The 13,605-nt window shown below is 70.2% G+C and carries 13 protein-coding genes and 2 pseudogenes; 10 read left to right on the forward strand and 5 right to left on the reverse strand.

Annotated elements, in window-relative coordinates; all coding sequences use genetic code 11:
• Positions 1-102: 102 nt before the first annotated feature.
• Positions 103-1,338, reverse strand: a complete 1,236-nt coding sequence (locus OG978_RS38040; protein WP_326763311.1) for an IS110 family transposase — start codon at positions 1,336-1,338, stop codon at positions 103-105.
• A 398-nt stretch (positions 1,339-1,736) separates the two neighbouring features.
• Between OG978_RS38040 and OG978_RS38045 the strand changes: the two genes are divergently transcribed.
• Positions 1,737-2,039, forward strand: coding sequence for a hypothetical protein (locus OG978_RS38045; protein ID WP_326769581.1), 303 nt, complete (start codon positions 1,737-1,739; stop codon positions 2,037-2,039).
• 132 nt (positions 2,040-2,171) lie between these two features.
• Here OG978_RS38045 and OG978_RS38050 read toward each other — a convergent pair whose 3' ends face one another.
• Positions 2,172-3,515 (reverse strand): endonuclease domain-containing protein, encoded by a 1,344-nt coding sequence (locus OG978_RS38050; protein WP_326769582.1) that lies wholly within the window; start codon positions 3,513-3,515, stop codon positions 2,172-2,174.
• A gap of 21 nt (positions 3,516-3,536) precedes the next feature.
• Here OG978_RS38050 and OG978_RS38055 point away from each other — a divergent pair.
• Positions 3,537-3,725 (forward strand): annotated as a pseudogene (locus tag OG978_RS38055) (DUF5655 domain-containing protein); the annotation flags it as partial.
• A gap of 286 nt (positions 3,726-4,011) precedes the next feature.
• On the opposite strand, the gene OG978_RS38060 reads toward OG978_RS38055, so the two are convergent.
• Complete coding sequence (locus tag OG978_RS38060; protein WP_326769583.1) at positions 4,012-5,586, reverse strand: serine protease; 1,575 nt, start codon at positions 5,584-5,586, stop codon at positions 4,012-4,014.
• A gap of 142 nt (positions 5,587-5,728) precedes the next feature.
• Between OG978_RS38060 and OG978_RS38065 the strand changes: the two genes are divergently transcribed.
• The 3 genes from OG978_RS38065 (at position 5,729) to OG978_RS38075 (ending at position 8,284) form a co-directional block, all read left to right on the forward strand.
• A complete protein-coding gene (locus OG978_RS38065; protein ID WP_326769584.1) occupies positions 5,729-6,379 on the forward strand; it encodes an RNA polymerase sigma factor in 651 nt (216 codons plus the stop codon).
• Between the two features lie 16 nt (positions 6,380-6,395).
• Positions 6,396-7,490 carry a CU044_5270 family protein gene (locus tag OG978_RS38070; RefSeq protein WP_326769585.1) on the forward strand — a complete coding sequence of 365 codons (1,095 nt, stop codon included), beginning with the start codon at positions 6,396-6,398 and terminating at the stop codon, positions 7,488-7,490.
• A 224-nt stretch (positions 7,491-7,714) separates the two neighbouring features.
• Entirely contained in the window at positions 7,715-8,284 is a 570-nt protein-coding gene (locus OG978_RS38075) for a hypothetical protein (protein WP_326770279.1), read from the forward strand.
• Positions 8,285-8,495: 211 nt separating this feature from the next.
• Here OG978_RS38075 and OG978_RS38080 read toward each other — a convergent pair whose 3' ends face one another.
• Positions 8,496-9,221, reverse strand: coding sequence for a hypothetical protein (locus OG978_RS38080; RefSeq protein WP_326769586.1), 726 nt, complete (start codon positions 9,219-9,221; stop codon positions 8,496-8,498).
• 128 nt (positions 9,222-9,349) lie between these two features.
• Here OG978_RS38080 and OG978_RS38085 point away from each other — a divergent pair, with 128 nt between their 5' ends.
• On the forward strand, positions 9,350-9,511 hold the full coding sequence (locus OG978_RS38085) for a helix-turn-helix domain-containing protein (RefSeq protein WP_442817868.1): 162 nt from the start codon (positions 9,350-9,352) through the stop codon (positions 9,509-9,511).
• 35 nt (positions 9,512-9,546) lie between these two features.
• On the opposite strand, the gene OG978_RS38090 is transcribed toward OG978_RS38085, so the two are convergent.
• The gene (locus OG978_RS38090) at positions 9,547-10,017 is read right to left on the reverse strand and encodes a DUF5959 family protein (protein WP_326769587.1); all 471 of its coding nucleotides are present in this window, start codon (positions 10,015-10,017) and stop codon (positions 9,547-9,549) included.
• A 223-nt stretch (positions 10,018-10,240) separates the two neighbouring features.
• Here OG978_RS38090 and OG978_RS38095 point away from each other — a divergent pair, with 223 nt between their 5' ends.
• The 4 genes and pseudogenes from OG978_RS38095 to lysA all read left to right on the forward strand — a co-directional run bounded on the left by OG978_RS38095 (position 10,241) and on the right by lysA (position 13,596).
• Positions 10,241-11,227: an aldo/keto reductase gene (locus tag OG978_RS38095; RefSeq protein WP_326770281.1), complete on the forward strand. Its 987-nt coding sequence runs from the start codon at positions 10,241-10,243 to the stop codon at positions 11,225-11,227.
• A 13-nt stretch (positions 11,228-11,240) separates the two neighbouring features.
• Positions 11,241-11,594: pseudogene (locus tag OG978_RS38100) on the forward strand (NUDIX hydrolase); the annotation flags it as partial.
• Positions 11,595-11,767: 173 nt separating this feature from the next.
• Entirely contained in the window at positions 11,768-12,199 is a 432-nt protein-coding gene (locus tag OG978_RS38105; RefSeq protein ID WP_326769588.1) for an SAV_915 family protein, read from the forward strand.
• 17 nt (positions 12,200-12,216) lie between these two features.
• Positions 12,217-13,596: a diaminopimelate decarboxylase gene (gene lysA, locus OG978_RS38110; protein WP_326769589.1), complete on the forward strand. Its 1,380-nt coding sequence runs from the start codon at positions 12,217-12,219 to the stop codon at positions 13,594-13,596.
• The last annotated feature ends 9 nt before the right edge of the window (positions 13,597-13,605 follow it).

The following is a 13,605-nucleotide window of genomic DNA, read 5'->3' on the forward strand; positions in this document are numbered from 1 at the left end:
GGCGGATCGGGTGCCTGATGGGCAGCCCGGTGGCCGGCACGGCGGGGGTGGCCGTGCCGGTGCGCGCGTGATGGGGTCAGGAAGGGAGGGGCGGTGGTGCTGTCAGGCCGCGAGGCCGATGTCGCCGGGGGTTCGTGGTTCGTAGAGGGCCCCGGTGCGGATCATTGCGTGGATGACGTTCACACGTTGGCGGGCCAGGCGGAGGATCGCTTGGGTGTGGGTCTTGCCGCGTGCGCGTTGACGGTCGTAGTAGGTGCGGGAGGAGCGGTCGGATTTGCAGCCGATCGCGGCGAACGCGGCCTGGAAGAGGGCGCGTTTGAGGAGTCGGTTGCCGCGGTGGGGTGCGTGCTCGCCACGGATGGAGGTGCCCGAGGACTTGGTGGCGGGGGCGAGTCCGGCGTAGGAGGCGAGGTGTCCTGCGGTGGGGAAGGTGGTGCCGTCGCCGATGGCGACGATCACGGCGGCGGTGGTCCTGACGCCCATGCCGGGCATGGAGGTCAGGAGGTGGAAAAGAGGGAGGGCCTCCAGCAGGGCGGCGATCTCCTGCTCGGCCTGGCGGCGCTGGGTGTGGGCGGCGGCGAGCTGGGCGGCAAGTCCGGGCACGATCAGCGCGCTGGCCTCGGTGCCGGGCACGATGACGGTCTGCTCGGCAAGCGCGTCGAAGATCTCCGCGGTGAGGTGGTGGGCCTTGCGCGAGCCGTGCGCCTTGAGCAGGGCCTCGCAGCGGGCGTGGCCCAGTTTCTTCAGCCTGGCCGGGGAGCCGTGCCGTTCAAGGAGGGCCAGGATGTAGGGGTAGCCCAGCCGGGGGCCGACCACCCGCTCCAGGGTGGGATGGATCTGGGAGAGCAGGCCGCGCAGCCGGTTGGAGGTGCGGTTGACCTCGCCGGCCAGGTCGTTGTCGTAGCCGGTGAGCATGGTCAGCTCGGCCAGCTTCTCGTCGTCGCGGTCCACCGCGCGCAGGGTGTGCGGCATGGTCCGGGCGGTGTCGGCGATGACGAAGGCGTCGCGGGCGTCGGTCTTGGCTTCGCCCGGGTAGAGGTCGGCGGCCCGGCGCATCGAGAGTCCCGGCAGGTAAGCGACCCGGCAGCCGGTCGCGCGGGCCACGGTCAGTGGCAGCGCGCCGATGTTGGCGACCTGGTCCACGATCACCAGGACGGTGCCGAACTTGGCCCTGAGCTTGTCGAACAACTCCCGCAGGCGGGCCTCGGTGTTGGGCAGCTTCTTGTCGTGGACGGTCTTGCCCTGCCCGGTCAGGCCGCGGGCGTGGTGGAACTCCTTGCCCAGGTCCAGGCCGAGGAACAGACCTATGCCGGAGATATCGATGACGGTGTCGGCCATGCGCGATGCCCCTCTTCGGTCGTGCCTTTCGCATCCGTCCCGGCCGTCCCTGCGGCACCACACGCCGGCAACCACGTTACGCAGACATCCCGCCCGTGAAGAGGTCCGGCGTTGCACCGGACCAGGCAGTCGTCAGGCCCCTCATCAGCGGTCAAGCGGTGCCCCGAAGCCCGGCGGCAACACCCCCCAGGTCATCGACTTCGACAGGGGGCACACAGCCATACCGGACCCGGGGGCCAGGCGCCCCATTTCGGGGCCACAGAAAAGGTAACGGGGGACGCAGTTGTGCCTGCCGTGGGTCGGTTCCGCGGGCGGTCGGCAGTTGCAGGCGCCCGGGCGGGGCGAAGCTGCCGAAGAACTTTTTCGCCACCTACGAGCGACGTGATCGCCCTGTGCCAGTGACCTGCGAGGACCAGGTCGCCTTCCGCGCCTGGTGCCGCGCACAGTTGCCGGTGCACCGCACCGGGCAGGTCAACCTGCGGGGGCTGCGGCCCTTGCTGCGGGCGGAGTTGCAGTGGGGCATGTATGTCCACGGCCTGCGGTCCGTCGCCGTGTGGCATCTGACGTGGGTGCAGTCGCTCGCGGACGAGTGCCAGCGCCGAGACGTGGAATCCCTGGCCGGTCTGGACCCGTCCGCCTTCCGCCGCGGCTACCACCAGCGCATGGTCCAGGAGATGCAGGAAGCCCTGCCGACGGTCTAGCAGCGCGCCGATCTTGTGACGCACACTGCGCCGCAGGACTCTGCTGCGCATTTCGCTGGGGCGTGCGGGGCGACCGTGTTGGGGCCAGCAGCTGCGAGGTGACGGTGGGGTGTCAGGTCTCCCGGTGCCCGCTCAAAACAGTTCTAGGTCCTCGCCGCTGGTGTCCGCGATGACTGGCCGGAACTGGGCAGGGAGGCCGTCCAGGCGGTCAGGACCGGCCGCGGCGGCCACGGCAGGGGCCGTCTCGGCCAACCAGGCACGAAACCGCTCGGCGGCTTCGCGGTAGGGGACTCGCGCCAGGACACGGTGCTCGCCGGAGGGGCAGAAGTCGACGGCGACAGTGAGCAGGCAGGAACGGGGCGCGTTCTGACTGCCCGTCCAGGACACGCGCAGGACACCGCAGGGCTTGCGCCCGCGGGGGGCGCGGTGGGTCGGGCGCAGCGACCGGCAGGCTATGTGGGCGGTCCATGCGGCGAGGTGCGGCAGGGGCAGGGTGGTGCGTGCGCGGCAGCCGGGGCAGCGGTGCCAGTGGCGGAGCCAGTCGTCGGTGTCGGTGTGGAAGAGGCGTTTGTAGCGGTTCGCCACGCGGATGTCGTTGCTGTACAGGTGGTCGGGGCGTTCCTGTGTGTTGCAGGACTGGCAGACGGGGGCGCGGACGTAGCCGTGTTCGTGGCAGTGGTCGAGCACGGTGGCGGGCGCAGTGCGGCAGACGGCGCACGCCCACCCAGCCACCCTGCGGGAGGTACCGGGCTTCCTGCTGAGCACCGAGTACAGCTGGCCTTCCAGCTCTTTGTTGTACGGGCGCAGTGAGGCGGTGGGGCCCTCGGGGCTCGTCGTCTGCCGACCGTCGGCGTCTCGGGCCTGCCGGGGGTGGGAGGGCGGCTCGGTGACGGCTGCGCTTGCCTGGCGGGTCTGCGCGGCTTGCACCCACTGCGTTTCGGCGTGCTCGGCCGTGTCCAGCAGCCTGACCACGGCGCGCGGCAGCCACCACGTGCGCTGCGTCCCGTCGCGGGTCTGCTCCACGAGTATCTGTCGCCAGTCGATCCCCGCCAGATGGTACGGCCGGCCGACTTCACGTCGTGCTGCCCGCTCGGGGCCGCCCAGCTCCTGCAGTTCTCCCTTGATGCGCTGGCGCCAACGCAGCGGCGTTTCCTCGTTGCACTCCTGCCTCGGCGCCCCACGAAACGGACCGATGCGGACCAGGTCCTGCCGATCCATCCCAACCGCGTTCAGTTCCGCGGCCGCCCGGCGCACCTCAGCCTCCGGAACACTCCACTGACCGTTGCTCGCCCTCACCGTCGCCACCACATGGCTGCCGAGCAGGACGTACCTCACCTGGGCACGGGCAGGAGAGCAGGTGAATGCCCCAGAAGCCGTCGGCACAGCACTGTCGGCCGTCAAATCGACCCACAGAGCGTCCGCGGCAACCAGGGTGATCAGGCCGTCCGTGCGACCGGGCATGACACGCTCTGACATACCGACAGGCTATCGGCCTGCCGGCTCGGGGCCACGGCCGCTTCCCAGGTGCTGCGGACCGGACTGCGGCTGATCTGTATCGCTGGCGACTTCAAGCGCTTCGACGTGCACGCCGTGCGCGAGCACCGGCGCAGCATCGACCTGGTTCGCTACCGACTCTTCGGCAACGACCTGCTTGGCCTTGAGACCGTGGCATCCGTCAGCGGCGGGACATATGCGCGGGATCGCCGGTTCGGCTAACCGGCGATCCCGCGCTATGTTGCGCCGGCTCCGTGTCCTGATAGACCCACAGCACGCCGTGTTCGCCTGCACAGTGCCCCCATTCACCTTCACCGCAGATGCCGTTGGCTGATTCGGGGTCTGCGTGACGTCGGCCTTCACGACCTGGTTGTGGTCGTGAAGGCCGACGTCGGTGTGCGGGGGAGGGGCGTGCGGGGGGAGGGTGTCGGCAGCCGACGGTCGCACGCGCCGTTCATCCGCTGCCCGGATTACGGGGTCACTGCGTGCGGTAGGCGTCGACGATGGTCTGGGTGAGGGTGTTCCCGGCCGTGTCGGTCAGCTCTGCGCGCAGGGAGACGCCGGTCCCCGCGTGCGGGTTGCGGATCGTGACGGCACCGTTCTCGACCGGGACCCGGGTCCACGAGGCCCCGCCGTTCATGGATACCGAGACGGCCAGCGAGCGTGTGCGTCCGTCCGCGGCGGCGCCCTGCACGGTGACGGGGACACGGAGTTCCGTGCCCGCCGCTGCGGTGCCGGTCGGGCTGAGCGCGGGCGAGAACCGCACGGCGCTCACCGGCACCGAGGCCGGGCCGGTCGTCGTGTCCGAGGTGAAGGTCCACGACGCGGTCACGCGGGTAGCGGTACCGGGCGCACCGTCGCGCTTCACCGTGCTGGTGATGCGGTACGTCGCGCGCCCCGGTGGCACGGTGAACTCGGCTCGTCCGGGGGCTCCGGACTGTGTCCCGACGAGCACCCCGTTGCGGTGCAGAGTGGTCGAGGCCGCGGCGTACGGCGGTGAGGACGGCACGTGGCCATCGCCGTCGGCGAGCAGCGGGACATCGACGGTGACACGGTCGCCGTCGCGTACGACGCCGGGGCGGCCGGCGAGGTGGGGGCCGAAGACGGCGTTGTCGAAGGTGTGCGTGGTCGTGGCCCCGGCGCGCACGGCGATGCCGTTGGCGCTGTAGCGGTTCGCTGCCGTGCCGGGCTCGGCGGGGGCCCAGTAGGTGATGTCCCAGGTGCCGCGTTCGGGTGTCACGAGGTAAGTGGCGGTGCCGGGGGTCGCCAGTTTCTGCGTGACGCCGATGGTCGGTCCGGTACTCGGTAGCAGTTCGATGGTCGCGGCGCCCGCGGTGCCCGGCCGGGCCGCGCCGCGGATCTGCAGGGTGGCCAGATCCTTCGGGGAGGGGTGCCGGGTGAGCCCGGTCAGGGCGCGGGTGCCGGTGAAGGTGTAGCCGAGCGCGTAACCGGTGTTCTCGGTCGTCCAGTGCGCGTCGTACCACTGCTTCACCGAGCCGGGTTCGGCGGCGGGGCCCAGGTGGGCGACGCGCAGGTTCGGAGCGGCGATGACCCGGTTGATGAAGCGGGTGGTGCCGCCGTGTGTGACGTCGACGAACATCCCGCCGTCCAGGAAGCCCGCGGCGCGGTCGGGCGGAGTCACGTCGACGGGGGCGGTGGTCCGTGCGTCGACGGTGACGGTGGTGTCGTGGTCGAGGTCGAGGCGCGGTTGGACGATCCAGTCCATCCCGTCCGCGCCCTTGCCGCCGGTCAGGAAACTGTCCAGCAGGTACCGGCCCTTGGGCAGGTGCACGGTGGTTGTGCCGGAGGCGTCCTGCGGCTTGACGGACTCGTCGGCACCCGGGCCGGAGATCCCGGTGACGGTGGTTTCGTAGTCCCCCGTCGAGCGGCCGGCGCGGTCGAGGTGGTTGATCGTGAGGGCGTACGTCTCCGGCTCTGCGGCGAAGGCCGTGGTGTCCCAGGCGGTCGTCGCGCTGCAGACCAGGGCGACGGCGAGAGCCAGAGTCCGCAGGGCGCTCCGGCGGGATACGCGGGATACGGAAGAACTGTTCATGACTTGCACTGTGCTGCCGGGCGCCGGCGTTCCCGTGAGCCGCGTCACACCACGCGTGGGGTCGCGGCCCCGAGCCGTACGTGTGGCGCACGTCACCGGAACCGGCGCAACGAACGTGGCAGAGCAGAGTGTGGAATCACTCATGAGGAATCGCTTTCGCCGCGGAGACCCTGACACCCTGGCAGAGCTGTACGACGAGCACGCCCAGGTGCTGTACCGCTATGCCCTGCGGGTGACGGGCGACTGGGCGGAGGCCGAGGACGTCGCCTCAGCGACCTTCCTGGAGGCATGGCGCAGCCGGGAGAACCTGCGCCCCGACGGGGACAGTCTGCGCCCGTGGCTGCTGGGAATCGCCACCAACATCATGCGCCGCAACGCACGCGCACGCCGACGCCGCGAGATCGCGCTCGCCCGCGTCCCGGAACGCGGCTCCATTCCGGACTTCACAGACGATCTCGTCACGCACCTCGCGGATGCCGAGCAACTGCGTGCCGCGCACGCCGCACTTGCCCGCCTGCGGCGCCGCGACCGGGAGGTCTTCACCCTCGTGGTGTGGGCCGGCCTGGACTACGCGGCCGCGGCCGAGGCACTCGGCGTGCCGGTCGGCACCGTCCGCTCACGCCTGTCCCGCGCCCGTACCCGACTGCGCGAACTCACCAATGCCGAAGCCCGCGCCACACGCTCGCACGCCACGCGGGCCGGAACCGAACGACCCCCCGCGGCGGAAAACAGGGAACACTCCGCCGCCCCGGCAAGCCAGTACCGGACCGCTTCCCCGCGGCCCGGTCGTTGACCCAGGAGAACCACGGATGAACACCACCCCGCGACGCCGTACGCACCACCAGTCAGAAGAGACCGAACGCCTCGGCCTCACCGGCCTGCTGCCCCCGCCGCCGGTACCCGGCCTGGACCCCGACCGTGAACTGCTGCTGAAGGAAGCGCTGCTGCACAAGGCCGCCCACGTCGAACCCCCCGGCAGCCTCATCACCCGGGCACCGCGCCCGCGCATGCGTCTGGTCCGGTTCGCGGCGCCGGCTGTCGCCTGCGCCCTGGCGGTTGGCGGCGTCATGGTGGTGAACCTCGCGGACACCCCCGGTCACGGAACCACCGCGGTCGAGGGCGGCGGTGCCACCGGCGCATCCGAAGCGACACAGCTCCTCGACCGCATCGCACTCGCCGCCGCCGGGACGAAGCAACCGGCGGTCCGCGCCAACCAGTTCCTGTACATCGAAAGCAAGGTCTCCTACGCCGCGCAGAGCGCCGGAGGCGGCCCCGTGACCATGGCTCCCGCGCACACGCGGCAGGTGTGGTCGTCCGCCGACGGCAGTCGCCCCGGCCTGCTGCGCGAGGCGGGCGAGCCCGACAGCCGGCTCGACGACGACGCACCCGTCTACCACCTCGACGGCCCGGGGGCGAACCCCCGGCCGAGCACCCCGAACAAGAAGGGCCCGTCGATCAGCGACCCGACCCACGAGTACGTCGCGTCGCTGCCCACCGACCCCGACGCCCTGCTGAAGCTGATCCGGGACGAGACCCGCGGACAGGGCCAGGACCCGGACCAGCGGGCATTCACCGCGATCGGCGACCTGCTGGCCGAGACCTGGGCACCACCGCAGGTCAGCGCCGCGCTCTACAAGGCCGCCGCGAAGATCCCCGGAGTCACGGTGATCCACAAGGCCGCCGACGCCACGGGACGCGAAGGCGTTGCCGTCGCCCGTACGGCACACGGGCAGCAGACGCAGTGGGTCTTCGACCGGACCGCGTACGCATTCCTCGGCGAACGCACGGTCCTCACCGAGGCTGGCGACGCCGGCCCGGCCGGGACCGTGGTCGGCACCTCCGCGATCCTCACCAAGGCCGCAGTCGACCGTGTCGGCGAGACCCCCGCGCCGACGACGACGTAGCGCGGCAGCCACACACATCGGTCGCCCGGATCGCGGTCCAACCGGGGCCGGCGGGAAAGCGGTTCCGGACCCCCGCGAGCGGGCGGTTGCGCTCTGGCGGTATCGTGCGCCTGAACTATGAGCCGGCTGTGGGGGCAGCGCCGCCCAGCCCGGCTCAACTGGAACGCTTCAAACGGGGAGAACGAAAAGATATGCGCACGTGGACTCGTGCTGTACCGGCGGCGGTGGGTGCCTTGGCGCTGGCTGTGGCGCTGGCCGGTTGCAACGACTCGGATTCGGGGAAGGGCCGACGCAGCTCCGGCTCCGCCGACTCCTCCTCGTCGGACGGCAAGACGACCTACCGCCTGGGCGAGGCCAGCCCGCCGCAGGAAAGCACCATGAAGGAGTCGAAGGACAGCAAGTTCACGGTGACGCCCACGAAGGTGCAGACCGGAACGAAGGCCGACATGGACAACTCCGGCCTGGACATGGACAAGGACAAGGCCCCCAGGATCCCCGTGTACGTGTGGTCCACCCTCACCCACAAGAGCGGCAAGGCCATGGAAGTCGGCGACATGGACAACGACCTGGTCGTCAAGACGGACAAGGGCGAGCGCACCAAGGCCCTCATCGTCTTCATGGGTGATGCCAAGTGGCCGAACTGCCCGGAGCCCGACACCTTGAAGAAGCTGAGCGCGGGGCAGTCCGAGAAGATCTGCACCGCCTTCCTCATCCCCGAGGGCCAGAAGGCAGCCGCGGTCCAACTGAGCCAGGGCTTCTCCAGCGAACCGCTGGAGTGGCCGGTCAAGAACTGAACCCTGGCCGGGGCCCTGCCGAGCCCGGTCGCCAGGGCCTCGCCGCTTGACGGAGTGCGCGCACCCGAGATGGAGGGGTGCGCGCACTCCGTCGCACTACGCCGCACTCCGCCAACCGGGCACTTGCGTGACGTGGTCTGGGAGCGACCAGTGCGCGAGGTCGTCTCGGCGGATCCGGGTGTCCAGGTACGCGCCACGTGCAGGGCGACGATCAGCTTGCACGCGGCCCCCGCCGCGCAGGAGTCCGGCGTATAGAGGAAGCTGCTGCTTCCCATGCTGTACCACTGGGCCAGCCCCCCCGGCACATACCGGTTCTGGTCGTGCCGGCCGACGGGGAGGCGGCCGGCGGGTTCACCTGCCCCAGCCAGTGGCCGAGCATCTCACCCTGCGGATCGTTGCCACAGTTGATGAGGAACGGGTAGAACGTGGTGTCGCAGCTCAGCGGGGTGTTCGGAGTGGGCCAGCCGTGCCCTGCCGGATCGGTGTCGTGGTACGCGGTCCGGGCCCCGAAGTCCCGGTAGAACTGGACCCCTTCGTCGCTCACCGATGTCCGGACGAGCGGGTCCTTGGTGCCGTGGTACGTGTAGACGGGCTTGCCCGCCAGATTCGACACGGAGTCGATCCGTCCCTCGGCCGACCAGCGGCGGGCGATCTGCTCGATGCCGTCCGGGTCGGTGGAGATCAGCCCCGTACCGCAGGCGACCAGGCCGACGACGATGCCGCCCTTGCCGCAGTAGTACGGGCCTGCGGCGACGATGCCCGCGCCCTTGAAGGTGCCGGAGCAGGCGACCTGGAGCTGCAAGGCCACGCGGAGCCTGCGGCACCCGGCGCGGCGGCCGTTGTCGAGGCACACCGCGACGCCGCCCGCTGCCTGGACGTACTGGTCGCGCTGGACCGTGTCGGCGAGGGTGCCTGCCGCGACGACCTCGGCACCCACGGCATCCTTCTGGGTCCGGCGGGCCGCGACGAACAAGACCGCTTCGTCCGCCGCACGATCGGGCCGCTGGTGGAGCACGACGAGACCCGCGGCAGCGATCTGGTGCGCACCGCACTCACCTACTTCGCCTGCGACGGCACCTGAGCCGTACCGCCAGCGCCCTCTACGTCCATGTCAACACGCTCCACCAGCGCATCGACCGGATCACGGCGCTGCTCGGACCGCTGTGGCGCCACGGCGACCACGCTCTCCAGGTCCACCTGGCCCTCACCATGCGGCGGGCGGTATAGGGCTCTGCCGGCTCCGCGAGGGCTTGCGCCGTGGCTCAGCGCTTGCGGCGGGGACTCCACTCGTAAGCCATGGGAGCCGTCTCCACGACCTCGCTCGGCCAGGTGCCGCGCACATGGTCAAGCCGCTGGTGGTGCTCCTGGATCCAGGTCTCCTCGGGCTGGATCCACAGCATCGTGGTGAGTCGGTCGGGATCGTGGACCGTCACCGACAAGGAGCGCTCCTCGTGCATGTGGAAGACGAGTCTCAGGCCGCGGTCGGCACCGAGGCCCGCGTCCGTGCCCGGTGCGAGACGGGCCAGGTCGCGCTGCCAGGCGTCGAGGTCCCGCTGGGAAAGACAAAGCTCAAGCCGGGCATCGATGAAACTCGCCGAAACCAGGACGTCGGCCCGCAAGATGTCGTGGCCGGTCAGCACGCCGGGCTGAAAGCGCCCGGTCACCCGGACCACACAGCGGTTGCCCTCGGCGTCTCCCAGATCGATGAGGTCCACCGCTACCGGTTCGGTCACCCTGGCCTCGCTCCCTCGTGATGATGTGACCTGCATTCTCTCCCATCGCAGGCCCGCCTTGCCCGTCCGGATGCCGGCGCCAACTCCCTTGCAATCACATCCAGAACAAGTGCGGCCCCGATCAGATGTCCGGAATCCAGGATGCGCAGAAGGAAAACCGATCCGTGGGTCGGCACAACAGCCACGGGAACCTGAGGGAAGGGTCCTGGATTTGAACGCGTTAATGATTCCGCGGCGTCGGCCGGGGAGCACCGGCCCGGAAGTCTCCGCCCTGGGGCTGGGATGCATGGGAATGAGCCAGACTTACGGGGTTCCGGACGACGAAGAATCGATCGCAACGATCCATCGCGCACTCGACCGCGGCTGCTTCTTCTTCGACACCGCGGAGTCGTACGGTCCCTTCACCAATGAAGAACTGCTGGGCCGCGCGCTCCGTGGCCGTCGTGACGAGGCGGTCATCGCGACGAAGTTCGGGTGGGAGTACGAAGGAACGCGGCGCGGAGAGCTGAACAGCAAGCCGGGCCACATTCGCAAAGTGGTCGACGAATGCCTGGGGCGGCTGGACACGGACCGGATCGACGTCCTCTACCAGCACCGGGTGGACCTCGAGGTGCCGATCGAGGACGTGGCCGGCACGGTCGGTGAGCTCATCCAGGAAGGAAAGGTGCTCCACTTCGGTCTGTCGGAGGCCGGTGCGGGAACGATCGCCCGCGCCCATGAGGTCTGCCCGGTGGCGTTGCTCCAGACGGAATACTCGCTGTGGGAGCGGCACATGGAGCAGGAGATCCTGCCGGCGATCCGGGAGCGGGGAATCGGCCTCGTGGCTTACTCGCCCCTGGGGCGCGGCTTCCTGACGGGCACCGCATTACCGGCGGAGGAGTACCCGGAATCGGACTACCGTCGCTACGACCCCCGATTCCAGGGAGACAACTTCACCGCCAACTCGGCTGCGGCATCGGTGGTGCACGAAGTGGCCGGGAAGCTGGCGGTGACGCCGGCTCAGATCGCCGTCGCGTGGCTGCTCCACAAGGGCGAGGACATCGTGCCGATTCCCGGGACCAAGCGCAGGGTCACACTGGAGGAGAATCTCGGCGCCGTGGACGTGGTGCTCGACGCCGAGGATCTGCGGCGGTTGGACGAAGCAATGCCTCCCGAAGCGGTGGCGGGAACCCGCTACCCGGAATCCGTCCTGCATATGAACGGCCGCTGAGTCGCTGGAGGTATACGCGGAGGATCCGGTCGACGCGGTGATCCGGGAGGTCGCTGAGGAGACCGGCTGCGACGCGGTGGTTGAACGCCTGCTGGGTGTCGACTCAAGGGTGATCCCAGCGGCCGACCGCTTGCCCGGCCTGCCCGTGCACCAGAACGTCGGCATCTCCTACCAGGTCCGTATCACAGGCGGCCGACTCCGGCCCGAGCCGAACAGCGATACCACCGAGTCGGTCTGGACTCCGATCCCCGATGTCGCCCGCCTTCGCCGGTCATCGCTGGTAGACGTCGGCCTCGCGCCGGCGCGGACCCTTCCGGCAACAGGGCACGTCGCTCCCGTCCCGGTCGGCGGCCTGATCCAGCACTGAGATCATCACCGGCATCCACGTGTCCGTCGTCAATCGTGCGTCAAGGGTCGGGCGTGCGGGATCAAGGGACCGCTAACGGGGACGTCCGGGCCGGTAGGAGCGGGCATAGCGTCGTTGCATGCCCCGGATCGCCAGTGGTCCGGGGCGATGTACCCGTCTCCACCAGGAGTGCCATGAACGACAACCAGCGTGCCGAGGACCCCGACCCCCTTCAACCGAACCGGACCGGAGCATTGTTCGTTCCGGCCCGGTCGGGGCCCACGGGCTACTGCGTGCGGCTCTTCCGTACGCCGCTCGGTGTACACACCGCCGTCGCCTTCACCGATGAGCGGCAACTGGCCCTCACCCTTGGACAGCGGCAGACCTGGATCCGACTCTCCGAGCCGGCGGTACGCGCCCTCGTCGCGCCCTTGGGGGTCGTCGACCTAGTCGTCGATCCGCTGCTCGCCGTCCCGGGGCCCGGTGCCGCCTCCGCTGTTGTGAAGCGAACCCACCGTACGGCCCCCGCGCCCCCGCGCGAGCGTCGGACGGCCCGGAAGCTGCGAGCGGGCGATGCGGTCCGCGCGACCGGCACACCGTCATTGTCTCCTGCATCGACCTATTGACCGGCGGAGGGAACACCATGACCACAACACTGCCGGGGCTGTCGGCTCCGGCGCAGGCACCGTCCGTGTCGCACACGGCCCCCGTACCGCCGGGCAACGCCGCAAGCCTGTCCGTCTGGCCCGCTTCTGCGCGCCTCACCTCCCGCGGTGATGTCGCGGTGGGAGGCGTCTCCCTCGTCGAGGCGGCCGAACGGTTCGGTACACCGGTCTATCTCCTCGACGAAGGCGAAGTGCGGGAACGCTGCCGCACCTATCTGCGGTCCTTCCCGGACACCGATGTCGTCTACGCGGCAAAGGCATTCCTCTGCCGCGCCCTTCTGCACTGGGTGCGGGAGGAGGGCCTCGGCCTGGACGTCTGCTCCGCGGGCGAGCTGGAATTCGCCGTGACGGCCAGCTTCCCGCCCGACCGCATCGTGCTGCACGGCAACGCCAAGAGCCCGGACGACCTGGACGCCGCACTGCGCCTGGGTGTCGGACGGATCGTCATCGACAGCGCGTGGGAGATCGCCCGGCTGTCCGCGCTCATCCCGGCCGGCGCCCGCCAGAAGGTGCTGGTGCGCGTGGTCCCTGGCGTGAGCGCGGGCAGCCACGCCGCGATCCGCACCGGCACGGACGACCAGAAGTTCGGGCTGTCGATCACCGACGGGAGCGCTCAGCATGCCGTTGCCCGGATTCTCGACCAGCCACGGCTGGAACTCGTCGGCCTGCACTGCCACATCGGTTCGCAGATCACCACGGCCAAGCCCTACCTGACCGCGCTGCGACGCGTCGTCGGGCTGCTCGCCCAGATCCGTCACCAGCACGGAATCGTCCTGCCGGAGCTGGACCTCGGCGGCGGACACGCCGTCGCCTACCGTCCGGGGGAGACCGCGCTCGACATACCGTCCCTCGGCGCCCGCATCCGCCGCGAACTGGCCACGAGCTGCGCCGCGGCCGGCCTCCCCGTGCCCCGGCTCACCGTCGAGCCCGGCCGTGCGCTGGTCGGGCCCGCAGGCGTGGCGCTGTACCGGGTGCTCGCGGTGAAGAGGACCGGCGAACGCGTCTTCGTGGCCGTGGACGGCGGAATGAGCGACAATCCGCGGCCCGCGTTGTACGGCGTACGTTACGCACCCCGGCTCATCGGCCGACGTTCGACGGCCGAGCCCTGCACGGTGACCGTCGTCGGCCGGCATTGCGAGGCGGGGGATGTGCTCGCCGACGACGCGGCCATGCCGGGCGACATCCGCCCCGGAGACCTGGTGGCCATCCCGGTCGCGGGCGCCTACCACCTCTCCATGGCATCCAGTTACAACATGGTCGGCCGCCCGCCGGTGGTCGCCGTCCTCGACGGCCGCGCACGGCTACTGGTCCGCCGCGAATCCCTCGCCGACATCAACGCCCGCGACGTCGGTCTCTGAGCCGATCGC

Source organism: Streptomyces sp. NBC_01591, assembly GCF_035918155.1.
Taxonomy (GTDB): domain Bacteria; phylum Actinomycetota; class Actinomycetes; order Streptomycetales; family Streptomycetaceae; genus Streptomyces.

Bases quoted from the DNA above. Each gene is read 5' to 3' on its own strand.
- OG978_RS38050 (WP_326769582.1), bottom strand. From the start codon at position 3,515: ATGTCAGAGCGTGTCATGCCCGGTCGCACGGACGGCCTGATCACCCTG.
- OG978_RS38040 (WP_326763311.1), bottom strand. From the start codon at position 1,338: ATGGCCGACACCGTCATCGATATCTCCGGCATAGGTCTGTTCCTCGGC.
- OG978_RS38105 (WP_326769588.1), top strand. From the start codon at position 11,768: ATGAACGACAACCAGCGTGCCGAGGACCCCGACCCCCTTCAACCGAAC.
- OG978_RS38095 (WP_326770281.1), top strand. From the start codon at position 10,241: ATGATTCCGCGGCGTCGGCCGGGGAGCACCGGCCCGGAAGTCTCCGCC.
- OG978_RS38070 (WP_326769585.1), top strand. From the start codon at position 6,396: ATGAACACCACCCCGCGACGCCGTACGCACCACCAGTCAGAAGAGACC.
- OG978_RS38065 (WP_326769584.1), top strand. From the start codon at position 5,729: ATGAGGAATCGCTTTCGCCGCGGAGACCCTGACACCCTGGCAGAGCTG.
- OG978_RS38060 (WP_326769583.1), bottom strand. From the start codon at position 5,586: ATGAACAGTTCTTCCGTATCCCGCGTATCCCGCCGGAGCGCCCTGCGG.
- lysA (WP_326769589.1), top strand. From the start codon at position 12,217: ATGACCACAACACTGCCGGGGCTGTCGGCTCCGGCGCAGGCACCGTCC.